The organism is Novosphingobium sp. NFX11 (assembly GCF_057376415.1).
Genome location: NZ_CP080384.1, coordinates 2,989,976 through 3,015,499, shown reverse-complemented (window position 1 = coordinate 3,015,499; position 25,524 = coordinate 2,989,976). Strand labels below are relative to the sequence as shown.

Here is a 25,524-nt window from a genome sequence, read left to right as displayed (position 1 = left end):
AGATGATGCCGCAGGTTTTCCTCATCTACGCCCGCGCCGAAAACGGCGTGATCGGCCGCGACGGCGCGCTGCCCTGGCGGCTCCCGGCGGACCTCAAGCGGTTCAAGGCGCTGACCATGGGCAAGCCGATGGTGATGGGCCGCAAGACCTTCGACAGCTTTCCCGCGCCGCTGCCCGGCCGCCGTCACATCGTGCTGACCCGCGACACCGGCTGGAGCGCGGAAGGCGCCGAAGTCGCGCATTCGGTGGACGAGGCGTTGGCGCTTGCCGGAGAAGGCGAAGTCGCGGTGATCGGCGGGGCCGAGATCAATGCTCTCTTCCTCCCGCTCGCCGCCCGGATCGAACTGACCGAGATCGCGGGCGATTACGAGGGCGATACCGTAATGCCCGAAGTCGGCCCCGAGTGGGTTGAAATTGCGCGCGACGCCCATGCGGCGGACGGTGCCCGACCGGCACATGCTTTCGTGACTCTCACACGCGCCCTATAGCCGAGACGCCCATGATTCGCCTCGACAACCGCCAACCCGTTCCCGAATCCCTGCGCGGTGCCGTGCTGGCGCTGGGCAACTTCGACGGGTTCCACCAAGGCCATCAGGCCGTGGTGGGCGAGGCGATCGGCTGGGCGAAGGCGCAGGGCCGCCCGGCCATCGTCGCCACCTTCGACCCGCACCCCGTCCGCCACTTCAAGCCCGATGCCGAGCCCTTCCGCCTGACCACGCTGGAGCAGCGGCAGGAACTGTTCGCGGCCGCCGGCGCGGATGCGATGCTGGTGCTGCACTTCGATTCGGCGATGGCGGCGATGCCCGCCGTGCAGTGGATCGAGGAGATGCTGGTGCGTCACATGGGCGCGGTCGGCGTCGTCACCGGCGAGGATTTCACGTTCGGCCGCGCCAAGGGCGGCAATCCGCAATTGCTGCGGGAAGTCGGCGCGGCGCACGGGCTGGAGGGGCGCACCGTCGGTCCGGTCAGCGACGCGGGCGGCACCGTCTCGTCGAGCCGCATCCGCGAGGCGCTCAAGAGCGGCGACTGTCAACTGGCCGCACGCCTGCTGACGCGGCCGTTTGCGATCCGGGGCCGGGTGCAGCATGGCGACAAGCTGGGCCGCACCATCGGCTTTCCCACAGCCAACCTCGACATGGCGAACTACCTGCGCCCGCTCTACGGCATCTATGCGGTGACCGGCCGCATGCCCGATGGCCGCGTGGTCCACGGTGCGGCGAACATTGGCATCCGCCCGACCTTCGACCCGCCCAAGGAACTGCTGGAGCCGCACTTCTTCGACTTCGCAGGCGACCTCTACGGGCAGGAGATCGAGGTGGCGTTCCACCACTTCCTGCGGCCCGAGGCGAAGTTCGATTCGCTCGACGCGCTGATCGAGCAGATGGACCGGGACTGCGTGAAAGCGCGCGAACTGCTGGCGGGTCTCTGACGACGCGGCCAGGCACCCCGTCACCTTGAACTTGTTTCAGGGTCCATCGGGCGGTTGGTGCCGGACTGTCGCTCCACAAGGCCGCAGTCGCAGTTTACCATTCCAGCTTCCGGGCTTGCGGCACAATGGACCCTGAAACGAGTTCAGGGTGACGCGGGCAGGGGACGGCGAGCCTCACCGAATCCTCGCACTTCCAACGATCGCGCATTTGTTCTAGTGCCCCGCGATCATGACCGAACAGCGCGACTATCGTAGCACCGTCTTCCTGCCGAAGACCGATTTCCCGATGAAGGCCGGACTCCCCAGAAGGAGCCGGGCATTCTTGCGCGCTGGCAGTCGGAAAAGATTTACGAGAAGACCCGTGACGCCCGCCGCGGCCGCGACAAGTTCGTGCTGCATGACGGCCCGCCTTATGCCAACGGCGACATGCACATCGGCCACGCGCTGAACCACATCCTCAAGGACATGGTCGTCCGCACCCAGACCCTGCTGGGCAAGGACGCGCCTTACGTTCCCGGCTGGGACTGCCACGGCCTGCCGATCGAGTGGAAGGTCGAGGAAGAGTACCGCAAGAAAAAGAAGAACAAGGACGAGGTTCCGGCGGAGGAATTCCGCGCCGAATGCCGCGCCTATGCCCAGAACTGGGTGAACGTGCAGCGCGAGCAGCTCAAGCGCCTGGGCATCAACGGCGACTGGGACAACCCGTACCTGACGATGGACTTCCAGGCCGAGGCCACCATCGTCGGCGAACTGCTCAAGTTCGCCGAGAACGGCATGCTCTATCGCGGCGCCAAGCCGGTGATGTGGTCGCCGGTGGAGAAGACCGCCCTCGCCGAAGCCGAGGTTGAGTACGAGGACATCACCTCGACCCAGATCGACGTGGCGTTCGAGATCGTTGAGTCGGCCGTGCCCGAACTGGTCGGCGCCTATGCGGTGATCTGGACGACGACGCCCTGGACGATCCCGGTGAACCAGGCTTTGGCTTATGGGCCGGAGGTTGAGTATGTTGTTCTTCAGACGTCTTCACTAGGCGTAGTTGGGTGGGGGAGCAGGAATCAGCTTCTCATGCCAACGTCGGCCGTGCATTGTTCGGCAGGAAATTCCTGATTGCTGCGGAACTGCAAAAGTCCTTCCAAGAGCGAATGTCCGCATATCTGACTGGCCTGCTGAAAGCGGCTGGTCATGACAGCAAGGTTATCTTCCAAGCCAATGCGGAACTATGGCGCGGCAAAGGCACCGACCTCGCCGGCACCATCGCTCGCCACCCGATGCACGCGCTCGGCGGCTTCTTCGCCGAGCCGCGTCCGCTGCTGGCGGGCGATTTCGTCACCACCGAGAGCGGCACCGGCCTCGTCCACATGGCGCCCGACCATGGCGAGGACGACTTCGATCTGTGCAAGGCCAACGGCATCAACCCCAAGTTCGTGGTCGAGGCCGACGGCAAGTACCGCGAGGACTGGCTGTGGCTGGCCGGACAGGGCTCGGTCATCAACCCGAAGTTCAACGCCCCCGACGGCCCGATCTGCTCCGACCTGCGCGAAGCGGGCGGCTTGCTGGCGGCTTCGGCGGACTACAAGCACTCGTACCCGCACTCGTGGCGTTCCAAGGCCAAGGTGATCTACCGCTGCACCCCGCAGTGGTTCGTGCCGATGGACAAGGCGATGACGCATATCTCGCCCAAGACCCCGGCCGACAAGCGCTGGGAGAACGAGGGCGGGGCGATCGATCCCGCCGAGGAAAACCTGATGGACGCGCCGACGCTTCGTCAGGCGGCGCTGCAGGCCATCGCCGAAACCCGCTTCGTTCCCGACAAGGGCCGCAACCGCATCGGCGCGATGGTCGAGGGGCGCCCCGACTGGGTGCTCTCGCGCCAGCGCGCATGGGGCGTGCCGATCACGCTGTTCGTGCACCGCAAGACCGGCGAATACCTCGTCGATCCCGCCGTCAACGAACGCATCCGCGCCGCGATCCTGGCGAAGGGCGTCGATGGCTGGTCGGACGAAGCCGCGCAGGACCTGCTCGGCAACGGCTACAACGCCGACGATTACGAGCGCGTCGCCGACATTCTCGACGTCTGGTTCGATTCCGGCTCCACGCACGCTTTCGTTCTGGAATCAGGCCGTTGGCCCGATCTGCTGCGCCCCGAAGGCTATACCGGCCCGAAGGCGGATCTCTATCTCGAAGGCTCCGACCAGCATCGCGGCTGGTTCCAGTCCTCGCTGCTGGAAAGCTGCGCCACGCGCGGCCATGCGCCGTACAAGGCGGTGCTGACCCACGGCTTCACGATGGACGCCAAGGGCATGAAGATGTCCAAGTCGCTGGGCAACACGATCAGCCCGCTCAAGGTCATGGAGACCAACGGCGCCGACATCATTCGTCTCTGGGCGCTCTCGGTGGATTTCACCGAGGACCACCGCATCGGCGACGAAATCCTGAAGGGCGTCGCCGACCAGTACCGCAAGCTGCGCAACACCCTGCGCTACCTGCTGGGCGCACTGGACGGCTTCGACGAGGCGGAGCGCCTTCCCGTGTCGGAGATGCCCGAACTGGAGCGCTACGTGCTTGCGCTGCTGGGCAAGCTCGACGCGACGCTGCGCGGGGCGATCGATGCCTTCGACTTCAACACCTACGTCCGGTCGCTGCTCGATTTCTGCAACGAGGACCTCTCCGCGTTCTTCTTCGATATCCGCAAGGACTGCCTCTACTGCGACGCGCCAACGGACCCCAAGCGCCGCGCCTACCGCACGGTGCTGGACACGCTGTTCCACGCGCTGATCCGCTACGCCGCGCCGGTGATCGTGTTCACCGCCGAGGAAACGTGGGGATCGCGCTATCCGGACGGCGACAGCGTTCACCTGCTCGAATGGCCGGAAGTTCCGGCGGTCGAGGCAGACGATGCGAAGTGGGCCCAACTGCGCACGCTGCGCGCGGCTGTGACCGAGGCGATCGAGCCGCTGCGGCGGGAGAAGATCATCGGCTCCAGCCTGGCCGCCGTCGTCACGGTGCCCGAAAGCGCACCTGAGGCCGATCTCGCCGAGCTGTTCATCACCGGGACAGTCACGCGCGGGCAGGGCGAGGAGGTGACCGTCACCCCTCCACCGACCACAAGTGCGGCCGCTGCTGGCGCCATCTCCCGGAAGTGACCGAGGACGGCGCGCTGTGCGACCGCTGCGACGACGTCGTGGAGCCGGTGGAATGAACCCCTGGATGAAGCGTGTGATCGGCCTGCTGGTCGCCGTGGTCGTCTATGCGATCGACCAGGGCATCAAGGGCTGGATCACCGAAGGCATCGATCTCGACCGGATCGGGCAGGTCTACGTCCTGCCGTTCTTCAACCTGACGTGGACGCAGAACTTCGGCGTCTCGCTCGGCCTGTTCACTGCGGGTTCGCCCGAGGGACGCTGGGCGCTGGTCGCCATGACCGGCGCGATTGCCGCTTTCGTGTTCGTCTGGCTGCTGCGCGAGCGCAAGCTGCCGGAGATCGCGGCGCTCGGCATGGTGCTGGGCGGTGCGGCGGGAAACATCCGCGACCGTTTCGGCGTCGGCTATGTCATCGACTATGCCGACCTGCATTTCGGAGGCTGGCGGCCCTTCCTGATCTTCAATCTTGCGGACGCCGCCATCACCATCGGCGTCCTGATTATCCTTGCCCGTTCCCTGTTTTCGCGCGACAAGCCCGAGACAGAGGCGCAACCCGCCCCGATTGCAGATTAAACGCGAGTTGAATTTGATGCGCATGAAGAAAACCGCTGCCCTCCTCCTCGTCGCGACGGGCGCGGTCATGCTGTCCGCTTGCGGCAGCACCGGCCTGTTCAACCGTGCTCGCCCCGACGAGTTCGCCGTGCAGCGCCAGACCCCGCTGGTGGTGCCGCCCGACTTCTCGCTGAGCCCGCCGAAGCAGGGCCAGCCTCGCCCGGCCGATGATTCGATGCAGCAGCAGACGCTCGATGCGCTGTTTGGCGGCCCGCAGGCCCGCAGCGACATCGAGAAGTCGGCGCTGAGCATGGCAGGCACCGCCGATCCGTCAATCCGCTCGACGGTGGGCGATCCGCAGACCTACACGGTCGCCAAGGGCCAGCTGACACGCGCGATTCTCGCCGCGCCGGAAGGCGATGGGCGTGACGCGCAGACTGCCGTGGGCAGCTGATCTCTCGCTGAAACGATACGAAAAAGGCCGGGCGAAAGTCCGGCCTTTTTCGTATCGTGCAGGGCACAACCCATCATCCCAGCGAAGGCTGGGACCGCTGGCCTGTTACTGCCATAGCGATTGCCCCACCCTTCGTCATTGCGAGCGTAGCGAAGCAATCCAGGGCAGTTCGGCGCCGCTCTGGATTGCTTCGCTACGCTCGCAATGACGATCCAAGGTTTAGCTATCGTCAAAGCGTCCGGTCGAGGGTCGGGCTTTGCGCGGCGAGCGGCCCCAGCCTTCGCTGGGATGACGAGGTGTGTTCTGCGATGCCGGCCCTTAATTCTTTCTGGACATGAAAAAGGGCACGCGGGTCGCACCGCGTGCCCTCTCAATCATGTCTTAGCCGGCCAGCAGGCTTGTCAACCGTCACCGGTGACGCCGTCGTCCTCATCCTCGACGCTGCTGACGAGGAGCTTGTCGATCTTGAGCCCGTCCATGTCGATGACTTCGAAACGCCAGCCCTGATCGATGAAGTGCTCGCCCTCGCGCGGGACCTTGCGCAGTACGTGGAGTACGAGTCCCGCGAGGGTCGCGAAATCACGGTCCTCGGGCAGCGTGATGCCAAGGCGATCCGCCAGCGAATCGGCGGGCATGGCGCCCGAGACCAGCAGTGATCCGTCCTCGCGCTCGGTCACCATGGGCTCGTCGCCCTCGTCCTGATGCGAGACGAAGTTGCCTGCCAGCGCGGCCAGAACGTCGGAGGGGGTCACCACGCCTTCGAGGTGACCGTATTCGTCGTGGACCACAGCCATCGACACTTCGGCGGTCTGCAGCTTGCGCAGGGCGTCCATGGCGTCGAGCTGGTCGGGGATGACCTCGGCCTTGCGCATCATCGCGCGGACCTCGACCGTCCGGCCCTCGACCAGCGCGGCGAGCACTTCCTTGACCTTGAGGATGCCGACCACGTTGTCTGGTGCGCCTTCGCCCGCCACCACCGGCAGCAGCGAGTGCGGCGAGGCGGCGATCTTGGCGCGCAGCTGGGTCTCGTCGGCGTCGGCGTCGATCCAGTCGATCTGGTTGCGCGGGGTCATCAGTTCGCGCACGGGACGCTCGGCGAGACGCATCACGCCGGTCATCATCGCGCGCTCCTCCTCCTCGATCACGCCGGTGCGGGTGGCCTCGGCGAAAATCATGTGGAGTTCCTCGGCGGTGAGACGCTCGGTATCCCCGCTGCGGATCGAGAACAGGCGCAGGATCAGGCCCGAGGACTTGTCGAGCAGCCAGACGAACGGACCCATCGCCGTCGCCAGGATACTCATCGGGCGGGCCATGACCAGCGCAACCGGCTCGGCCATGCGCAGGGCCAGTTGCTTGGGCACCAGTTCGCCGACGACGACGCTGGCGTATGTCGTGGCAATGATCACCAGCGCGAAACCCAGCTCGCCTGCGAAACGGACCGGCACGCCGAGCGTGGCGAGGCGATCGCCGACCGGCTGGCCGAGACTCGCGCCCGAATAAGCGCCCGCGATGATGCCTATGAGCGTGATGCCGATCTGTACCGTCGAGAGGAAGCGGCCCGGGTCGGCTGCCAGTTCCATCGCGGTCAGGGCGGCCCGGCTGCCCTTGTCGGCGGACATCTTGAGGCGCGGCGTGCGCGCGGAGACGATGGCCAGTTCGGACATCGAGAACAGGCCGTTCAGCAGAATCAGCCCGATGATGATGAGGACGTCGGTCCAGGGAAAGGGTGTCACAGTGCTTTCACGGCTAGCAGAGATTGTGCGCCGCGCGAAGAACCCGTGTTGGCCAAACGCCGCATGGCAACGCTTTGCAATGTGTGAGGCAATCTGTTGCGGGCCTGGGAACCGTACGTAATGCTGTGTGTTGAAGGGCGCACAAGCCATTCGCCGTTCATGTTCACTACCGCACAGATGTCCGGTATAAGGGCACATCAAGAGGAAGGGACACCCAAGAGATGAAAAAGTCGCGCCTGATCACTTCGGCCGCCGCGGTCTTCGCGCTGGTTTCGGTTTCCGCCTGCGTCACTGATCCGAACACCGGTGAGCGCAAGGTTTCGCGCACGGCGATCGGCGGCGCAGGCGGCGCGGGCCTTGGCTATCTGCTGGGCAGCGTCATCGGCGGCAAGACCGCACGCATCGTCGGTGCCGGCATCGGCGGCGTCGCGGGCGGCGTCGTCGGCTACCAGATGGACAAGCAGATCAAGGAGCTGAAGGAACAGACCGCCGGTTCGGGCATCGACGTCACCCAGCAGGGCGACGGCATCTTGGTGAACCTGCCGGACGTGACGTTCGCGGTGAATTCCACCGTCGTCAGCCCTTCGTTCCAGACCTCGCTCGACAAGGTCGCGCAGTCGATGGTGCAGTATCCGAACAGCCTCGTCGACGTCTACGGCCACACCGATTCGACCGGCTCGGCCGCCTACAACATGGACCTGTCGAAGCGCCGTGCCGATTCGGTGGCGCGCTACCTGATCAGCCGAGGTGTCTCGTCCTCGCGCATTCAGACGCAGGGCATGGGCATGAACTACCCGGTCGCCGACAACAACACGCCGGAGGGCCGCGCGCTCAACCGCCGTGTCGAGATCAAGATCACGCCGGTCACCACCGACGACGCCAGCTCGGCGAAGTAAGACCTTCCGCAGGAAGCGGGATCGGGGAAGGGGCCGGCGCGGAAAACCGCACCGGCCCCTTCTTCGTAACCACGTGATTTCCATAGAGTAACTTGAAACGCCGCAATATCGGCGTAGTCTGGCCGCGAACAGGGTTCGGGGGGACTTGATGCGTTTCAGGATTGTGGCGGCGGCGCTGGCTGCGTGGTTCTCGGTTACGCCTGCGCAGGCGGCCTGGACCGAGGCGTCGAGCGAACACTTCGTCATCTACGCCAACGATTCCGACAAGGACATCACCCGCTTTGCGCAGCAGCTTGAGCGGTATCACGCGGGGATGGCCTATGTGCTGGGCTCCAAAGTCGCCAAGCCCAGCCCGTCGAACCGGGTCACCGTCTATGTCGTGAAGAACACCCGCGAAGTGCGCGAGCTTCATGGCGGCGACAACAAGTTCGTCGGTGGTTTCTACGTGCCACGGGCAGGGGGCTCGCTGGCGATCGTGCCCGCCGTGCAGAGCGGCAGCGGGCAAGTGACTTGGTCGATGATCGTGTTGCTGCACGAATATGCCCACCACTTCCTGATTTCCAGCAACGTCTCGGCCATGCCACGCTGGCTGAGCGAAGGGTCGGCGGAGTTTTTCGCCTCGGCCAAGTTCGAGGCGGACGGCGGGCTCTGGCTCGGCCGCCCCGCCAGTCACCGCGCGGGGGAACTGCTCTATGCGCAGGACGTCAAGGCGGCGGACCTGCTCGACCCAACCGATTACGACAAGCGCAAGCACACCAGCTACGACGCCTTCTACGGCAAGAGCTGGCTGCTCTATCATTACCTGACCTTTGGCGGCGATCGCAAAGGCCAGTTCACCCGCTACACCGAGCTGCTTGCCAATGGACGCGGCCAGCGCGCCGCAGCGCTGGAAGCTTTCGGCGATTTCGACAAGCTGGAAAAGGATCTCGACCATTACTTGCGGCAGCGGCGGATGACGGCGCTGACGCTCAAGCCGGAACTGCTGACGATCGGCCCGGTGTCGCTGCGCACGCTCTCGGCGGGGAGGCGGAGATCATGCCGGTGCGCATCCGTTCGCGGCGCGGCGTGTCGAGCGAGGAAGCCGCGACGCTGCTGGTCGAGGCGCGGGCGATCGCGGCGAAGTATCCCGATGATGCAGCGGTGCTCGCCGCGCTGGCTGAGTGTGAATATGACGCCGGGCACGACAAGGAGGCCGTCGCCGCCGCCGATACCGCGATCAGGCGTGATCCCTCGCAAGTCAACGCCTACGTCCAGAAGGGCTATGCGCTGTTCCGCGAGGCTGAGGACAACAAGGGCGACGACAAGGAGCGCGCTGCCGCGTACAAGACGGCGCGGGCTCCCTTCATCGCGCTCAACCGGCTGGAGAACGACCACCCGCTGCCGCTGATCTACTTCTACCGCAGCTTCGTCGAGCAGGGAGAGCAACCTCCGAAACTTGCGGTCGACGGGCTGATCCGGGCAGTGGAACTGGCCCCCTTCGATCTGGGCCTTCGCATGACGCTCGGGACGACGCTGCTGCGGCTGGGGCGTTCCCCGGAAGCCCGCATCGTGCTGGGGCCGGTGGCGAACAACCCGCACGGCGGCGGCATGAGCACCTTCGCGCACAACCTGATCGAGCGGATGGCGAACGATCCCGCCTGGAAGGGTGAGGATATGGGCGAGGAAATGCCCAAGGACTCCGAGGGTGAGGGCGCCGAAGGGTCCTGAGAGGGTGCCGCAGCCGTTCGGTCAGACCGAATAGCGCCGCGCGCGATCTGCGAGTCGCTCGACCGCGGCAGCATGGATGCCATTCGAGGAAACCAGAACGCCGAATGCGCGGGGATCGCGCTTGTTGTAGTTGAGCGGCTGGCCGAAGGCGTCGGTCACCGAGGCGCCCGCCTCGCGTGCGATCAGTGCGGCAGCGGCGATGTCCCACTCGTAGCCCCAGCGCAGGGTCGCCAGAAGATCGGCGTCTCCGGCTGCGATCATGGCCATGCGCAGGGCGATCGAATTGGGCTGCTCGACAAGGGTGAGGTCGGCGTCCTCGGGAGCCAGCTTGAGGGCGGGTACGCGCGATCCGCCCAGCACCTCGCGTTCGCTTGCGGTGAGCCGGGCGCCGTTCAGCCATGCGCCCTTGCCCGCTTCGGCCGACCAGAACTCGCCGCCGTTGTCGCGGTTACGCACGGGGGCGAAGAGGTAGCCCAGCAATGGCCGCCGCGTGTTCACCAGCGCTACCGAAATCGCCCAGCCCTTGCGACCATGAATGTAGTCTCGGGTGCCGTCGATCGGATCGACCAGCCAGACCAGTTCATGGTCCTGCCGATCCTGCGTGTCGGCCGTCTCTTCCGAAAGCCATCCTGCCGCAGGCAGCAATGCGCGCAGTTCGCGCTTGAGGTAGGCATCGACCGCGAGATCGGCGGTGCAGACCGGGCTTCCCGGCGTCTTTTCCCACGATTCGAGCGCGTGCCCATCGCCCGGCCATCCGGCAAGGGCGATGCGTCCGGCCTCCCGGACGATGGCTTCGAGTCGCTTTCTGTCGATCATCGGGCGCGCTCCCGCATCAATTGCTATTGAGAACTGATATCAAATAAGGTCGATGAAATTCGACGTGGCTATGCATTTGCGCAGGCGCCGGGCCTTTTCAAGGGCGCCGGGATGTGCTTAGGCGGACGCCGAACATATGGCTACGGCGCCTTCCCCGGGAACCTCCAGCAGAAAGCGATTTGAGCGATGAACATTCACGAATATCAGGGCAAGGAACTCCTCGCGAAGTATGGCGTGGGCATTCCCGCCGGCATCGCCGCCCTCACCGTCGAAGAGGCAGTCGCTGCTGCCAAGCAGCTCCCCGGACCGCTCTACGTCGTCAAGGCGCAGATCCACGCCGGCGGCCGCGGCAAGGGCAAGTTCAAGGAACTCCCCGCCGACGCCAAGGGCGGCGTGCGTCTTGCCAAGTCGATCGAGGAAGTCGAGGCTTTCGCCAAGGAAATGCTCGGCAACACCCTCGTCACCATCCAGACCGGTGAAGCGGGCAAGCAGGTCAACCGTCTCTACGTGACCGACGGCGTCGACATCGACAAGGAATACTACCTGTCGATGCTGGTGGACCGCAAGACCGGCCGTGTCGCCATGATCGTGTCGACCGAAGGCGGCATGGACATCGAGGAAGTCGCGCACAACACGCCCGAGAAGATCACCACGATCACCATCGATCCGGCCGAAGGCTTCCAGGCGCACCATGGCCGCGCCGTCGCTTTCGCGCTGAACCTGTCGGGTGACCTCAACAAGCAGGCCCAGAAGCTCGCCAAGCAGCTCTACACCGCGTTCATCGCGATGGACTGCGACATGGTCGAGATCAACCCGCTGGTCGAGATCGAAGGGCGGCGAGCTGCTCGTCCTCGACACCAAGATGAGCTTCGATCTCGAACGCTCTCGCCCGTCACCCCGACATCTTCGCCCTGCGCGACGAGACCGAGGAAGACCCGGCCGAGATCGAAGCCTCGAAGTACGACCTCGCCTACATCAAGCTCGACGGTGACATCGGCTGCATGGTCAACGGCGCCGGCCTTGCCATGGCGACGATGGACATCATCAAGCTGAACGGCATGTTCCCGGCCAACTTCCTCGACGTCGGCGGCGGCGCCAACAAGGAGAAGGTGACCGCGGCGTTCAAGATCATTCTCGCGGACCCCGCAGTGAAGGGCATCCTCGTGAACATCTTCGGCGGCATCATGAAGTGCGACATCATCGCCGAGGGCATCGTTGCCGCGGCGAAGGAAGTGAACCTGCAGGTTCCGCTCGTCGTCCGCCTCGAAGGCACCAACGTCCAGCAGGGCAAGGACATCCTGGCCAACTCGGGCCTCGCGATCGTCCCCGCCAATGACCTGGGCGATGCCGCCAAGAAGATCGTCGCCGAAGTCCAGGCCGTCGCCTGATCCTTTCGGTGATGCGCATCATGCGCACGATCATATAGCGAATATTGAGACGGCGGGGGTTTCGCGACCCCCGCCGTTTCTGCATGTATGCGTTGCGCGAAGTTTCTCTTTTCCCGTCGCAAGCTCTTAGCGCTTTAGCGAGGCTTGACGTCGAGGCAGAGGAACGCGATAGCTCGCACCAGAATTTAATCGTGCGGTTAAATTTGCCGTCCCAGCAGTGAGAGGACAGATCGCAATGAAGATCATCGTGCCCGTTAAGCGGGTCATCGATTACAACGTGAAGCCGCGGGTCAAGGCCGACGGCACGGGCGTTGACCTTGCCAACGTCAAGATGAGCATGAACCCCTTCGACGAGATCGCCGTCGAGGAAGCCATCCGCCTCAAGGAAGCGGGCAAGGCCGAAGAGATCATCGCCGTCTCGGTCGGGCCGGCGAAGGCCCAGGAAACCCTGCGTACCGCGCTCGCCATGGGCGCCGACCGCGCGATCCTGATCGAGACCGACGCCGAAGTCGAACCGCTGGCCGTGGCCAAGATCCTCAAGGCCATCGTAGCCGAAGAGAACCCTGGCCTCGTGATCCTCGGCAAGCAGGCGATCGACGACGATTCGAACCAGACCGGCCAGATGCTCGCCGCGCTGACCGGCCGTCCGCAGGGCACCTTCGCCTCGAAGGTCGATGTTGCCGGCGACTCGGTCTCCGTGACCCGCGAAGTCGATGGCGGCCTCGAGACGGTGAAGCTGTCGCTCCCCGCCATCGTCACCACCGACCTGCGCCTCAACGAGCCGCGCTACGCTTCGCTGCCCAACATCATGAAGGCGAAGAAGAAGCAGCTCGATGTGAAGTCGCCCGCCGACTACGGCGTGGACATCGCGCCGCGTCTCAAGACCCTCAAGGTCTCCGAGCCGCCCGTCCGTTCGGCCGGTATCAAGGTTGCCGACGTCGACGGCCTCGTCGCCAAGCTCAAGGAACTGGGAGTCGCATAATGAAGACGCTCGTTTGGGTCGAACACGACAACGCCTCCGTCAAGGACGCTACCCTCTCCGCCGTCACCGCTGCTGCCAAGCTGGGTGAAGTCCACCTCCTCGTCGCCGGTTCCGGCGCGCGCGCCGTGGCTGACGCCGCCGCGCAGATCGCCGGCGTGGGCAAGGTCCACTTCGCCGACGACGCGGCTTACGAGCACGCGCTGGCCGAGAACATCGCGCCGCTGATCGTGGACCTGATGGGTCACCACGACGCCTTCATTGCGCCGGCCACCACCACCGGCAAGAACGTCGCCCCGCGCGTTGCCGCGCTGCTCGACGTCGCGCAGATCTCGGACATCCTCTCGGTCGAGGGCGAGAAGACCTTCACCCGTCCGATCTACGCTGGCAACGCCATCGCCACCGTCGAGATCGAGCGATGCGAAGCTCGTCATCACCGTGCGCGGCACGGCCTTCGCCAAGGCTGAGGCCACTGGCGGTTCGGGCGTGGTCGAGGACGTGACGGGCGCCGGTGACGCGGGCCTCTCCAGCTTCGTGGGCGCGGAAATCGCCAAGTCGGAGCGTCCGGAGCTGACCAGCGCCAAGATCATTGTCTCGGGCGGCCGTGCGCTCAAGGACTCGGAAACCTTCGAGGCTACCATCATGCCGCTGGCGGACAAGCTGGGCGCCGCCGTCGGCGCCTCGCGCGCTGCGGTCGATGCGGGCTACGTGCCCAACGACTACCAGGTCGGCCAGACTGGCAAGATCGTGGCTCCGGAAGTCTACATCGCGGTCGGCATCTCGGGCGCGATCCAGCACCTTGCGGGCATGAAGGACTCCAAGACCATCATCGCCATCAACAAGGACGAGGATGCCCCGATCTTCCAGGTGGCCGACGTGGGCCTCGTGGCGGATCTCTTCACTGCCGTGCCGGAGCTTACCGGCAAGCTTTGAAATCTGAAAATTCCCGTCTGTCACAAATGCTTAACCCCCGGATGCAAATCCGGGGGTTATTTGCTGGGTATCGTGTGGATGTCAGTGCCTACACGATGTGCATGGTCGGGGGACGTTGCAATCATGAGGCATTGGAATTTTTGGGCTCTTCTTGCGATGCTCTGCGGGTTGACCGTCGGAACCTGCTGCCACGCCAAACCCAAAATCACGACGTTGCCCGCGATTTCGCAATGGTTGGTAGATTACCAGAAGACGAGTTGCGTCATGGTTCGACGCTTCGGTACCAGTAAAAGACCGGTTTTGCTGAGCATGAGGACATACGGCCCCGGTCGCGATTTCGAAGTTACCGTTGCAGGCGAGATCGCTGCACGGCTGCAGCAGGCGCCGCAATTCGGAATCGCCTATGGCCTCCACGAGCTTTCGTTTCCCAGTCTGCATCACAACGCACGCGCGGGCGCATACGGTCCAGCGGTTCTGTTTTCCAGTGCATTGGCTACCAGGAAGCACCGGCAGGTGGGGGCCTCGCAGCCGAGCCGATGCCGGATTCTGATTTCGAGGCCACGGTCGATCGGATCAGTCTGGCGACATCGCATCAGACATTCGTTCTCGACACCGGCAGTGTTCTTCCGGTGCTTTCCGCGCTGCGGACTTGCACCGACGCGCTGGTGCGGAATTGGGGCCTTGACCCAGCCGAGCAGGCCGAGCTTACGCGCCTCCCTAAAGTGGCGGACAAAAAATGGATATCCGAGATACTCAAGGATTTCCCGTCTGAACTCGAATATCAGGGCAAGGATGGACGCCTGAACTTGCGCGTCATGGTGGACAAGGCCGGACAACCGACGCAGTGCGAAACGGTAAACGCCTTCAGGAATGCCAACTTCAATACGAAAGTTTGCGACATGGTAATCGGCATGGCCAGATTCGAGCCCGCGCTTGATAGCAACGGTCAGCCTGTCGCCTCGTTCTTTTCAGGCAGCATCGTATACGATAACTGACGCCGCACTCAGCGGCCCCCAGGCAAGCGCTCGAACAGCATGAGTTTCGCATCGTCGCTGACATGCGCGCCGTAGCGCGCGAAGCCGAGGGCCGCCGCTACGCGTTCCGATGCCGCATTGCCCTCCTCGATCATGCAGGCGATGCGTTTTGGACCATGTGCTGGATCGAACCAGCCGAGAACGGCCTCCATCACTTCACCCGCCACGCGCTTGCCCCACCAGTCGCGGCGGACGATCCAGCCCGCCTCGGGAACGTCGTCCATGCCGACATCGTGGCCGAAGCCACGCCACGAATGGAAGACACCGCATGCAGCGATGATGCTGTCTGCGCCATGCGGTCGCACCATGAAGGTGCCGTAGCCGTAGAGCGCCCAGGAGCCCGCGTTGCGCATCAGGCGGTCGAACTGCGGCTGCTTCTCGGCCGAGGCAGGGCCGAGATAGCGGCGGGTCTCCTCGTCATCGATGAGCGCGCACAGCTGGGGCAGATCGCTCGCCACCGGGCGCCACAAGTCGAAACGGTCGGTTGTCAGCAGTGGTCCATCGGTCATAGCAGCCGATCGATGGCATGGATGCAGACCCCGAACAAGCCGCCCACCAGCGTGCCGTTGATGCGGATGAACTGCAGGTCGCGGCCGACTGCGCCTTCCAAGCGGTTGCTTATCGTGCGGGCGTCCCAGCGCTTCACGGTGCCCGAGACGAGGCCGACGATCTCCTCGCCATAGCGCGCGGTGACGCCGACCAGCGTGCGACGGGCGAAACGGTTGATCTGGGCCTGCAGGCGCCGATCGCCCTGCAGCGCGGTGCCCAGTTCGCCGAGCATCGTCGTCAGTTGCCCCGCCAGCGCCGCGTCGGGGTTGCGGGCGGCGTCGATCAGCTTGCGGCGCAGGCGTTCCCAGACCGACTGCCACCACTGGCCGACGGCAGGATTGGCGATCAGTTCACGCTTGGCGTTTTCCACCCGCTCTCGCGTTTCCGGATCGTTGACGAGGCGGTCGGCGAGGCTTTCCAGCATCTGCTCGACCTTGAGCTTCAGCGGATGGTCGGGCTGTACGATCATCTCGGCGAGCAGCTTGTAAAGGCCGTCGAGCACCGAATTGGCGATGCGGGTGTCGAGGCCGGTCAGGCGCAGCAGGCTGTGGGCGCGCTCGCGGATCATGGCGCGTACCATCTCCTCGTTCGCCTCCAGAGCCTCTCCGACCCAGCGCACCGAGCCTTCGACGAGCGGCAGGTGGCGGCGGTCGGCGATCATCGCGCTCAGCATCTGGCCGAGCAGGGGGCGACTTCCACCCGCTCCAGCTGGCGTGCGAGCCCCGACCGGACCTGGTTGCCGAGCCGTTCGGGATCGAGTGATTCGAGCACGTCGGCGATCAGGTTCGCCGCGCCCGCGCGGATGCGCGATTGGCCGCCGCGTCCCGGGTCAGCAAGGAAAGTGCCGGCGGCGGCCGCGAAGTTGAAGGCGTTCACGCGCCGCGCGACGACTTGCGGGGTGAGGAAGTTGTCGCGCAGGAACGTCGCCATCAGATCGGCGATGCGGTCCTTGTTCTCCGGAATGATCGCCGTGTGCGGGATCGGCAGGCCGAGTGGACGGCGGAACAGCGCGGTTACCGCGAACCAGTCCGCGAGGCCGCCGACCATCGCGGCCTCGGTGAAGGCGATGGCGTACCCCCATGCCGGGTGCGTGCCTGCAACCTTGTGGAGCACGACGAAGGCGACACCCATCGCCAGCAGCAGCCCGGTCGCGAACAGGCGCATCCGGCGGCCTCGATCGATGGCGATGCCCGTCAGCGGTATACCTGCATTCCGGCGGCCCAATGGCAGCAAGCTGGCCCCTTCCTTACTCGGCCGGGTGCGCGTGAGTGGGCGTCCCGGCGTGGTGCTGATCGGGGTCGTAGGTCAGCAGCGACTTGCGCAGCTTCGGCCCGACCCGCTTCTCGAAACCATCGGCGAGGCTGAAGGCTGCAGGCACGATCACCAGCGTGAGCAGGGTGGAGAGCAGAAGTCCGCCGATCACCGTCACGCCCATCGGCGCACGGAACGCGCCGTCGCCCGAGATCGACAGCGCGGTCGGCACCATGCCCGCGGTCATCGCCACGGTGGTCATGACGATCGGCTGGGCGCGCTTGTGCCCGGCGTCCATGATGGCGGTGAGCTTGTCGACGCCCTTGCTCATCTCCTCGATCGCGAAGTCGATCAGCAGGATGGAGTTCTTGGCCACGATGCCCAGCAGCATCAGAATGCCGATGTAGACCGGCATCGAGATCGGCTGTCCGGCGACGGTCAGCGCCAGCATGCCGCCCAGCGGCGCCAGCAGCAGCGAGGCCATGTTGACCAGCGGCGAGACGAAGCGCTTGTAGAGCAGCACCAGCACCGCGAAGACCAGGAAGATGCCCGAGATGACGGCGGTGACGAAGTTGGTGATCATCTCCGCCTGCCACTTGTCCTCGCCGACGGGGGCGTTTGAGACGCCCATCGGCAGGTTCTTCATGATCGGCAGGTTCTGGATCTGCGTCATGATCGGCCCCTTGACCTGCCCTTCGCCAAGGTCGGCGCCGACGAAGATACGGCGCGACTGGTTGTAGCGCTGGATCTGCGTGGGGCCGGCGCCGAAGCGGATTTCCGCCACGCGCTTCAGGGGCACGGTGCCGCCGCTGACGGTGGAGACCGGCAGGTTCTCGATCGTCGAGAAATCGCGGCGCGAGGTGCGGTCGAGGATCACGCGGATCGGTACCTGACGGTCGCTCAGCGAGAACTTGGCGGCGTTCTGGTCGATCTCGCCCAAGGTCGCGATGCGGATCGTCTGGCTGAGCGCGGACGTCGTCACGCCAAGCTGCGCGGCAAGGTCGGGGCGCGGCACGATCAGCAGTTCGGGGCGCTGCAGGTCGGCGGCGATGCGCGGGGCAACGACGCCGGGGATCGCGCGCATCTGCTCCACGAGGGTCTGCGCGGTCTTGTTGAGCAATTCGGAATCGCTGCCCGACAGCATGATCGACAAGTCGCGGCCCGAACCGAACCCGCCCGACTGCGAGGCGAAGCTGACGCGCGCATCGGCGACGTCCTGCAGTTGCGGGGCCATGCGGCGCTCGAACTCGATGCTGGTCGCCTCGCGTTCCTTGGCGGGCTTGAGGGCGATGTAGAGCGTGCCGGAACCTTCGCCCGCGAACTGCAGCACGCGCTCGACCTCGGGCTGCTTTTCGAGCAGGCGCGAGACGCGGCCGCCGATCAACTCGGACTGTTCGAGCGTGGTGCCGGGCACCAGTTCGATCTTGACCTCGCTGGTGTCATTGTTGGTGCTGGGCTGGAACTGCTGCGGCAGGCCCGCGAGCAGCGCGAAAGTGACGACGAGCGCGTAGACCGAGGCGCAGAAGGCGTAGAAGCGGTGGTCGTGCATGCGCGCGATCACGCGGTCGGTGTAATAGCGATACCAGCGGCCAAGCGCCCCCATCGCGCTCGCCAGCAGCCGGAACAGTTTGCCCAGCAGCCAGATCGCCACGGGAATGGCGAGCGGGGAGAGGATCGCGGCGATCACGAAGGCGGCGCCCTTGAGGCCGATCTTGGTAATTCCGGTCTGCAGGGCGGTAAACAGCAATCCGGATGCGGCAAGCCCGGCGGCGATCAGCAGGATGAACGCGATCGTGGCGACCAGGGCATAGGCGGGGTGGAACGGCTGGCGCACCAGCGCGGCCTTGCGGCGGTGCGCTTCGCGGCTGTCGAGCGTCCAGGCGAGGATCTTCATGTAGAGGTCCATGGCCTTGCCGCCGCCGTGCTCGGCATGGCCGTGCGCCTTGAGGAAGTAGGCCGCGACCATCGGCGTGATCACGCGCGCGACCGCAAGGCTCATCAGCACCGCGACCACGACGGTCAGGCCGAACGCCTTGAAGAACTGCCCCGGAATGCCGGGCATCAGGCCCACTGGCAGGAACACCGCGACGATCGAGAAGGTCGTCGCGACGACCGCGAGGCCGATCTCGTCGGCGGCGTCGATCGAGGCCTGGTAGGCGCTCTTGCCCATGCGCATGTGGCGCACGATGTTCTCGATCTCGACGATGGCGTCATCGACCAGCACGCCCGCGACGAGGCTGAGCGCGAGGAGCGAGAGGAAGTTCAGCGTGAAGCCCAGCAGGTCCATGAACCAGAAGGTCGGGATCGCCGAGAGCGGGATCGCCAGCGCCGAGATCATCGTCGCGCGCCAGTCGCGGAGGAACAGGAAGACGATGACGATGGCCAGCACCGCGCCTTCGACCAGGGCCTCCATCGAGGAGGTGTACTGGCCGCGCGTGTAGTCCACCTGCGAGAACAGGCGGGTGACGTGGATGTCGGGGTGGGACTTCTGGATTTCCTTCAGCTTCTCCATTGCCGCGTCGTAGACGGCGACGTCGGAGGCGCCGCGTGCGCGCTCGAACCCGAAAGTGACGACTTCGCGGCCGTTGACGCGGGCGATGTCGGTCTGCTCGGAGAAGCCGTCATGGACGCTGGCGACGTCGGTGAGCTTCACCGAACGACCGTTGCCGAGGTTGATGCGCTTCTGCGAGAGGTCGTAGGCGGTCTCGGCATTGCCCAGCACCCGCACCGACTGGCGCGAACCGGCGATTTCCGCCTGACCGCCTGCCGCATCGACGTTGACCTGGCGCAGCACGTTGTTCAGCGCCTCGGCGCTGACGCCCAGCGCCTGCATCCGCTGCGGATCGACGACGACGCGAGATCTCGCGGTTGACGCCGCCGTCGCGGCTGACGGTGGCCATGCCCTCGACGCCGAGCAGGGTCTTGGCGATGGTGTCGTCCACGAACCAACTGAGCTGCTCGATGGTCATGTCGTCGGCGCGCACCGCGAAGTAGGCGAGCGAGCCGCCGCCGCCTGCCTCGATCTTCTGGACCTGCGGTTCGAGGATGCCGTCGGGCAACTGGCCGCGCACCTGGTCGACCGCGTTCTTCACCTGCTGGGTCGCGACGTCGACATTGGTGCCGACGGAGAAGAACACCAGCGTGGTGGAGCGGCCTTCCGAGGCGGTGGACTGGATTTCCTCGACGCCGGGGATGGAGCGGACCGAACCCTCGACGATCTGGGTGATCTGCGTCTCGATCTCGGTCGGGGCGGCGCCGGGCTGCGAGACGCCGATGTGGACGCCCGGAAACTCGACGTCCGGCATGTTGTTCACGTCCATTCGGTTGAACGAGACGATGCCGGCGATCATCAGGCCGATGAAGAAGACGATCGGGATGATCGGATTGCGGATCGACCAGGCCGAGATGTTGCGCATGGGTTCGGGTCGCCCGTTACTTGGCTGCAGTCGAGGGGCGCGGCTTGACCTTGTCCCCGTCGTTGAGGAAGCCGCCCGCGCGCATCACGATCTTCTCGTCGCCATTGAGGCCCGAGGTGACGGTGATGCCTGTCGCGGTGACTAGGCCGGTCTTCACCGCCTGCCGGTGGACGCGGTCGTCCTTGCCGACGACATAGACGAACGCGCCCTTGGCATCGTTCTGGATCGCGGATTCGGGCAGCATCGGTGCGACGACCGTGCCGCTTTCGATCACGGCGGTGGCGAAGCCGCCCGGACGCAGCGCCGGGTCGTACTTGAGCGCGATGCGCGCGGTGCCCTGGCGGGTGGTGTTGTCGATGGTGGGCGCGAGCTGCCAGACCTGCCCGGTGAAGCTCCTGCCCGAGCCGACCGGCGTGACGTTGGCGGCGACGCCGACGTGCAGCTTGGCGAGGTCGTCCTCGGAGAGGAGCGCGAGCAATTCCATCTCGCCGTCGCGGGCGAGGTTGAACAGCACGCCGCTGCCGCCGCTCACCACCTGGCCGACTTCGACGTTGCGTGCGAGGACTAGGCCCGAGGCGGGGGCGACGATGTTGAGCCGCGCATTCTGCGCCTGCAACTGGCCGAGCGTGGCGCGGGCCACGCCGACGCGGGCAGCCGCGGCATCGCGGGTCGCGGTCAGCTGGTCGATGTCGGCCTTGGAGATGAAGCCGCGATCGACGAGCTTGAGGCCGCGATCGAGGTTGGCCTGTGCGAGCCGGGCATCGGCCTCTGCCACGCGGACCTGCGCGGACTGGCTGGCGGCGGACTGTACCTGCACCGAACGGTCGATCACCGCGAGGACCTGGCCCTTTTCGACCCAGTCGCCCGCATCGACGCGCACTTCGCGTACTTCGCCGCCTTCGCCGACCGAACCCACCGGCATCGCGCGGCGTGCAGCGAGCGATCCGGTGCCGGTGATTTCGCCGGCAACGCTGGAGCGGCCCGGCACGACGACCGAGACGACGGGAACCTGCGTGGTATCGGCACCGGCGGCATCGGCCGCGTCGCCCTTGTGGAGCACGAACCACAGCGCGGCCGCCAGCAGCACGACGGTGACGATGACGAGCACGATCACCCGGCGCGAGCGACGGTCCAGGGCATCGTCCCTGTCGAGCGACGTTCCCGTCGCGTCGAAGACGTGAGGTTCGTCTGCCTGCCCGCCGACCTGAGAGGGGCCGGCTTCAATCTTGCCATCGTAGTTCATCTGTTCACCGCACGCATGCACGCGCCCCCGGGCGGCGTGCTCTCCCGCCGCATCGTCCGCCCTTGTGCCTGTATTCAGGCGGGGCTGCCGATATGGCTTAAACCGCTGGATTCATATACTCGCGGGAACAGGGTGGCAACGCGAACCGGGTTTCACGTCGACAGGCATCGACGAACGACTTCATTGCGCCAGTCTGGCCAGGTAAATGCGTTTTATTGCGTCGGAACGTGAAAAGGCGACCGTGAAGATGCTCCACGGCCGCCTTTGGACTTGGTTGACGAAGTTAGAGAGTGCTCAGAACTTCTGCTGGCGCTCGTAGAGATCGCGGTAGTGTTGGATTCGTGTCACACGCAGGCCCTGCATGCCCGAACGATCGACGGCGCGCTGCCACGAGGCGAATTCCTCGAGCGTGAGGCAATAGCGCTCGCAGACTTCGTCGATCGTCAGCAGGCCGCCGTTGACGGCGGCGACGACTTCGGCCTTGCGGCGCACGACCCAGCGCGTGGTGTTTGGGGGGAGGTCGGCAACCGTCAGCGGCTCGCCGAGCGGGCCGATCACCTGTGCCGGACGGATTTTCTGGTTCTCGATCATCTTTACCCTCGTTCGCCGCTATCGTTCACATCGGCGACTGGAGAATCCTTGCCTCCAACGGGCTTGCCATTGCTTGAAGCATCAAGGTTAACGTTTCTTGAGCATTCTTCGTAAGCATTAAGAGCCGAGGCGGCGCACCCGTCGAAGCTGCCGCGCAGCCGAAGCCGCGTGGCTGCCGCGTCCTCTCCCAGCACACCGAGCCGGTCGTGCGTGGCGAAGAGGCGGGAGCGCAGCGCCTGCCAGTCGATCATTGCGGGATCGGCGGGGAGGTGCCCTTCGGAAAGCCCGTCGCAGCCCGGAACCGCAGGTATACCTGCGGTGCGACCCGGAGCGTCCCCTGTACTGGGCCCTGTATCGGGGGTCATGTGATGTGGTGCGACGTTCATGATGCAGGCCCTATAACCCGCAGGTGGTCAAGGGATCGTAAAAGCCCTTTTTACCCTTTCTTCACGATGGGAAAGGGAGCGAAAAAGGCGGAGGATAGGAATCCGGCGCGCTTGGCTGTATGTGCGCCCCCACCATGACCGCGTTTTCCGATCTTCTTTCCGGGCTCGACCCCGCCGAACTGTTCCAGCTTGCCGAGCCTCTGTCCGCCCGCCGCATTGTCGTGGCTATGTCCGGGGGCGTGGACAGTTCGGTCGTCGCCGCGCTTGCCGCAGCCAGCGGCGCGGAAGTCATCGGCGTGACGCTGCAGCTCTACGACTACGGCGCCGCGACCGGCCGCAAGGGCGCGTGCTGCGCCGGCGACGATATTCGCGATGCGCGCGCCGTCGCCGACCGCCTAGGCATCGCCCACTACGTCTTCGATCACGAGAGCGCCTTCCGCGAGGAAGTGGTCGAGCGCTTCGCCGACGACTACCTCGCCGGGCGCACGCCGATCCCCTGCATTCGCTGCAACATGGGGCCGAAGTTCACCGACCTCCTGACGATGGCGCGTGAACTGGGCGCGGATTGCCTTGCCACCGGGCACTACGTGCGCCGGGTGATGGGCGCAGCGGGTTCGGAACTGCACCGCGCCCTCGATCCGGCGCGCGATCAGAGCTACTTCCTTTACGGCACCACCGAGAAGCAGCTGGATTTCCTGCGCTTTCCTCTCGGCGGCCTGCCCAAGACCGAGACGCGCCGTCTGGCCGAAGCGGCGGGCCTGCGCGTCGCCGCCAAGCCCGACAGCCAGGACATCTGCTTCGTACCCGATGGCGACTACGCCAAGATCGTGCGCGCCGTCCGTCCCGAGGGCGAGGCACCGGGCGAGATCGTCCATGCCGAGACCGGCGCGGTGCTGGGCAGCCATCGCGGCGTCATCCACTACACCGTGGGCCAGCGCCGGGGCCTCGAGATCGGCGGCCAGCCCGAGCCGCTCTACGTCACCGGCATCGAGGCGGAAACCCGGCAGGTCCGTGTCGGCCCGCGCCGCCTGCTGGCGACCGCCTCGGCGCGGCTGGTGGAGACCAACCGCATCGGGCCGATTCCCGATGCACCGCTGACCGCCAAGGTCCGCTCGCTGGCCAAGCCGGTGCCGATCGTGCTCGACGGCCCGCTGGGCGAGGGCGCGGACACGACGATCCGCTTCGCCGCGCCCGAATACGGCGTCGCGCCGGGGCAGGCGGCGGTGATCTACGCCGGGGAGCGGGTGATCGGCGGCGGCTGGATCGATTCGACCGAAAGCGCGGCTTAACTTTCGTCATTGCGAGCGCAGCGAAGCAATCCAGAGCGGCTCAATGCTGCCCTGGATTGCTTCGCTGCGCTCGCAATGACGAAGTGTGCTTAATCCTGCCACGGCTCCAGCCGGCACCCGCGGGCAGGATCGAAATCCGCGCTCTGCTTCGCCAGCAGCGGCACCGAGGCCCTGACCGTGCGCGTATCGGCATCCTCCGACAGCGACACCCAGCGCCCGGCGCCCGCGAGTCCCGCCACCTTGAGATCGCCCTCGCACAAGTCCATCGGGCGCTGCGATACGAACCGGCAGACGCAGCCGATCCGTGCGCCATAGGCAGCGCCCACCAGCGCTTCCTCGCGCAGGCCGCGCCACATCCAGCCGAGCCCCAGTACGGCGGCCAGCAGCACGAGCAGAATCACGTTGCGTTTCCACCGCGAGGGCTGCCGCGTCGGGTAGGCCCCGCCTGCGGCCTTGTCCCCCGGTCCGGGTTGCCCGGATGTTGCCATTCTCAAACGCCTCGCACATGACCGGCGCGCCATGTCGGTGCGCCGTCCCCCCTTATCGCCGCGATGCTGATGCTGCCAGCCCTGTGGGGCTGCGGCTCCGGCGCGCCCGAAGGACCGCCGCCGCCGAGCACCGAGATCGCTCGCCGCGATCAAGGATGCTGGCGGCGCCCCGCGCGAATCGCTGGGTCGGACCATCGACCGCCTGTTCGACGACGAGGCGGTGGGCAAGACCGACGCCCTCGTCATCCTCAAGCGCGGCTCGGTCGTGGTCGAGCGCTACGGCGAGGGCGTGAAGCCCGATCTGCGCCTTCCCGGCTGGTCGGCGGGTCAGTGCGTGACCGCGCTGATGATCGGCCAACTGGTCAGCGACGGCCGCCTGCGCCTCAACGGATCGGCCCCTGTGCCCGAATGGCAGCGACCCGGCGACCCGCGCGGCGTCATCACCTTGCGCCAGCTCCTGCAGATGCGCTCGGGCCTGCGCCACGTCGAGACGACCAGCGCCGGAACCGGCCGGATCGAGGACAGATCGGACCGCATGCGCATGCTGTTCCTCGATGGCCGCGACGACATGGCCTCCTACGCCGAGGCGCAGCCGCTCGAGGCCCCGGCGGGCAAGATTTTCGTGCATTCCTCGGCCAGCGCGGTGATCCTTTCGGACCTTGCCGCGCGGGTGCTCTCGCCGGACCACGATGCGCTGCGGCGCCGGGCGGCGGTGAGCGACTACTTGCGCAACCGCGTGCTGCAGCCGATCGGACTGGGCTCGGCGATCGTTGGTTACGACCGGGCGGGGACGATGATCGGCTCGGGCATGATCGCCATGACCGCGCGCGACTGGGGCAATCTGGGCGAGTTCATCCGCCACACCGGCTCGGTCGGCGGCGCGCAGATCCTGCCGCGCCGCTGGATGCAGTTCATGCTGGAACCAAGCCCGCGCGAGCCGGGCTATGGTGCCGGCGTGTGGCTCAATCGCGGGGAGGCGAGCGACGGCGCCCGCCTTTGGCCCGGTGCGGCGGAGAAGGACGTCTTTGCGTGCCTGGGGGACTATGGGCAGTTCGTGATCGGTTCGCCCGGGCAACTGCTGACGGTCGTGCGCATCGGCCACAGCGACCCGGCGCAGGCGCGCGAGGTACATGACCGGCTGGGCGCGTTGCTGGCACTGTTTCCGAAGAATTGAGGGGCGCGTATCGCTCAGGGGGCTTCGACAAGCTCAGCCTGAGCGGAAACACCCATAGTCTGAAAATCCGCTCAG

General features: G+C 65.8%; 18 protein-coding genes and 5 pseudogenes. 14 read left to right on the top strand and 9 right to left on the bottom strand.

Features of this window, described 5'->3' with window-relative positions:
- Positions 1–2: 2 nt before the first annotated feature.
- The 5 genes and pseudogenes from KZO24_RS15440 to KZO24_RS15420 all read left to right on the top strand — a co-directional run bounded on the left by KZO24_RS15440 (position 3) and on the right by KZO24_RS15420 (position 5,576).
- A complete protein-coding gene (locus KZO24_RS15440) occupies positions 3–488 on the top strand; it encodes a dihydrofolate reductase (protein ID WP_271182575.1) in 486 nt (161 codons plus the stop codon).
- Positions 489–499: 11 nt separating this feature from the next.
- On the top strand, positions 500–1,429 hold the full coding sequence (locus tag KZO24_RS15435) for a bifunctional riboflavin kinase/FAD synthetase (RefSeq protein WP_271182574.1): 930 nt from the start codon (positions 500–502) through the stop codon (positions 1,427–1,429).
- Positions 1,430–1,658: 229 nt separating this feature from the next.
- Positions 1,659–4,628, top strand: a pseudogene (gene ileS / locus KZO24_RS15430) (isoleucine--tRNA ligase).
- Between the two features lie 8 nt (positions 4,629–4,636).
- Positions 4,637–5,143, top strand: coding sequence for a signal peptidase II (lspA, locus tag KZO24_RS15425; protein ID WP_271182572.1), 507 nt, complete (start codon positions 4,637–4,639; stop codon positions 5,141–5,143).
- Positions 5,144–5,159: 16 nt separating this feature from the next.
- Positions 5,160–5,576, top strand: a complete 417-nt coding sequence (locus tag KZO24_RS15420; RefSeq protein ID WP_271182571.1) for a DUF3035 domain-containing protein — start codon at positions 5,160–5,162, stop codon at positions 5,574–5,576.
- Positions 5,577–5,977: 401 nt separating this feature from the next.
- Here KZO24_RS15420 and KZO24_RS15415 read toward each other — a convergent pair whose 3' ends face one another.
- Positions 5,978–7,309, bottom strand: coding sequence for a hemolysin family protein (locus tag KZO24_RS15415; RefSeq protein ID WP_285019654.1), 1,332 nt, complete (start codon positions 7,307–7,309; stop codon positions 5,978–5,980).
- Between the two features lie 221 nt (positions 7,310–7,530).
- On the opposite strand from KZO24_RS15415, the gene KZO24_RS15410 reads away from it, so the two are divergent.
- From KZO24_RS15410 to KZO24_RS15400, 3 genes are all read left to right on the top strand, one after another.
- A complete protein-coding gene (locus KZO24_RS15410) occupies positions 7,531–8,205 on the top strand; it encodes a YiaD family glycine zipper/OmpA-like lipoprotein (protein WP_008832505.1) in 675 nt (224 codons plus the stop codon).
- Between the two features lie 148 nt (positions 8,206–8,353).
- On the top strand, positions 8,354–9,592 hold the full coding sequence (locus KZO24_RS15405) for a DUF1570 domain-containing protein (protein WP_486486567.1): 1,239 nt from the start codon (positions 8,354–8,356) through the stop codon (positions 9,590–9,592).
- 74 nt (positions 9,593–9,666) lie between these two features.
- Complete coding sequence (locus tag KZO24_RS15400) at positions 9,667–9,912, top strand: hypothetical protein (protein ID WP_486486566.1); 246 nt, start codon at positions 9,667–9,669, stop codon at positions 9,910–9,912.
- A 21-nt stretch (positions 9,913–9,933) separates the two neighbouring features.
- On the opposite strand, the gene KZO24_RS15395 is transcribed toward KZO24_RS15400, so the two are convergent.
- Entirely contained in the window at positions 9,934–10,728 is a 795-nt protein-coding gene (locus tag KZO24_RS15395; RefSeq protein WP_008829362.1) for a 3'(2'),5'-bisphosphate nucleotidase CysQ, read from the bottom strand.
- 186 nt (positions 10,729–10,914) lie between these two features.
- Here KZO24_RS15395 and sucC point away from each other — a divergent pair.
- From sucC to KZO24_RS15375, 4 genes and pseudogenes are all read left to right on the top strand, one after another.
- A pseudogene (gene sucC / locus KZO24_RS15390) lies at positions 10,915–12,116 on the top strand (ADP-forming succinate--CoA ligase subunit beta).
- A 235-nt stretch (positions 12,117–12,351) separates the two neighbouring features.
- On the top strand, positions 12,352–13,098 hold the full coding sequence (locus tag KZO24_RS15385; RefSeq protein ID WP_069708595.1) for an electron transfer flavoprotein subunit beta/FixA family protein: 747 nt from the start codon (positions 12,352–12,354) through the stop codon (positions 13,096–13,098).
- Positions 13,098–14,028 (top strand): annotated as a pseudogene (locus KZO24_RS15380) (electron transfer flavoprotein subunit alpha/FixB family protein). Before KZO24_RS15385 ends, KZO24_RS15380 begins: the two are co-directional and overlap by 1 nt.
- Positions 14,029–14,564: 536 nt before the next feature.
- On the top strand, positions 14,565–15,023 hold the full coding sequence (locus tag KZO24_RS15375; RefSeq protein WP_486486565.1) for an energy transducer TonB: 459 nt from the start codon (positions 14,565–14,567) through the stop codon (positions 15,021–15,023).
- An 8-nt stretch (positions 15,024–15,031) separates the two neighbouring features.
- Here the strand turns inward: KZO24_RS15375 and KZO24_RS15370 are convergent, their stop codons facing one another.
- From KZO24_RS15370 to KZO24_RS15345, 6 genes and pseudogenes are all read right to left on the bottom strand, one after another.
- Positions 15,032–15,571 carry a GNAT family N-acetyltransferase gene (locus tag KZO24_RS15370; protein WP_271182565.1) on the bottom strand — a complete coding sequence of 180 codons (540 nt, stop codon included), beginning with the start codon at positions 15,569–15,571 and terminating at the stop codon, positions 15,032–15,034.
- Positions 15,568–16,775 (bottom strand): annotated as a pseudogene (locus tag KZO24_RS15365) (DUF445 domain-containing protein). The gene KZO24_RS15370 and the pseudogene KZO24_RS15365 overlap by 4 nt, the downstream one beginning before the upstream one ends.
- 82 nt (positions 16,776–16,857) lie before the next feature.
- Positions 16,858–20,278: pseudogene (locus tag KZO24_RS15360) on the bottom strand (efflux RND transporter permease subunit).
- 16 nt (positions 20,279–20,294) lie between these two features.
- Complete coding sequence (locus KZO24_RS15355; RefSeq protein ID WP_285019656.1) at positions 20,295–21,521, bottom strand: efflux RND transporter periplasmic adaptor subunit; 1,227 nt, start codon at positions 21,519–21,521, stop codon at positions 20,295–20,297.
- Positions 21,522–21,815: 294 nt separating this feature from the next.
- Positions 21,816–22,112 carry a CtrA inhibitor SciP gene (sciP, locus tag KZO24_RS15350; protein ID WP_289357488.1) on the bottom strand — a complete coding sequence of 99 codons (297 nt, stop codon included), beginning with the start codon at positions 22,110–22,112 and terminating at the stop codon, positions 21,816–21,818.
- 2 nt (positions 22,113–22,114) lie between these two features.
- Positions 22,115–22,363 carry a hypothetical protein gene (locus tag KZO24_RS15345; protein ID WP_008829372.1) on the bottom strand — a complete coding sequence of 83 codons (249 nt, stop codon included), beginning with the start codon at positions 22,361–22,363 and terminating at the stop codon, positions 22,115–22,117.
- 269 nt (positions 22,364–22,632) lie between these two features.
- Here KZO24_RS15345 and mnmA point away from each other — a divergent pair, with 269 nt between their 5' ends.
- Positions 22,633–23,787 carry a tRNA 2-thiouridine(34) synthase MnmA gene (mnmA, locus tag KZO24_RS15340; RefSeq protein ID WP_285019657.1) on the top strand — a complete coding sequence of 385 codons (1,155 nt, stop codon included), beginning with the start codon at positions 22,633–22,635 and terminating at the stop codon, positions 23,785–23,787.
- A gap of 89 nt (positions 23,788–23,876) precedes the next feature.
- On the opposite strand, the gene KZO24_RS15335 is transcribed toward mnmA, so the two are convergent.
- Entirely contained in the window at positions 23,877–24,188 is a 312-nt protein-coding gene (locus KZO24_RS15335) for a hypothetical protein (RefSeq protein ID WP_271182561.1), read from the bottom strand.
- 307 nt (positions 24,189–24,495) lie between these two features.
- Between KZO24_RS15335 and KZO24_RS15330 the strand changes: the two genes are divergently transcribed.
- Complete coding sequence (locus KZO24_RS15330) at positions 24,496–25,449, top strand: serine hydrolase domain-containing protein (protein WP_486486564.1); 954 nt, start codon at positions 24,496–24,498, stop codon at positions 25,447–25,449.
- Positions 25,450–25,524 lie beyond the last annotated feature (75 nt).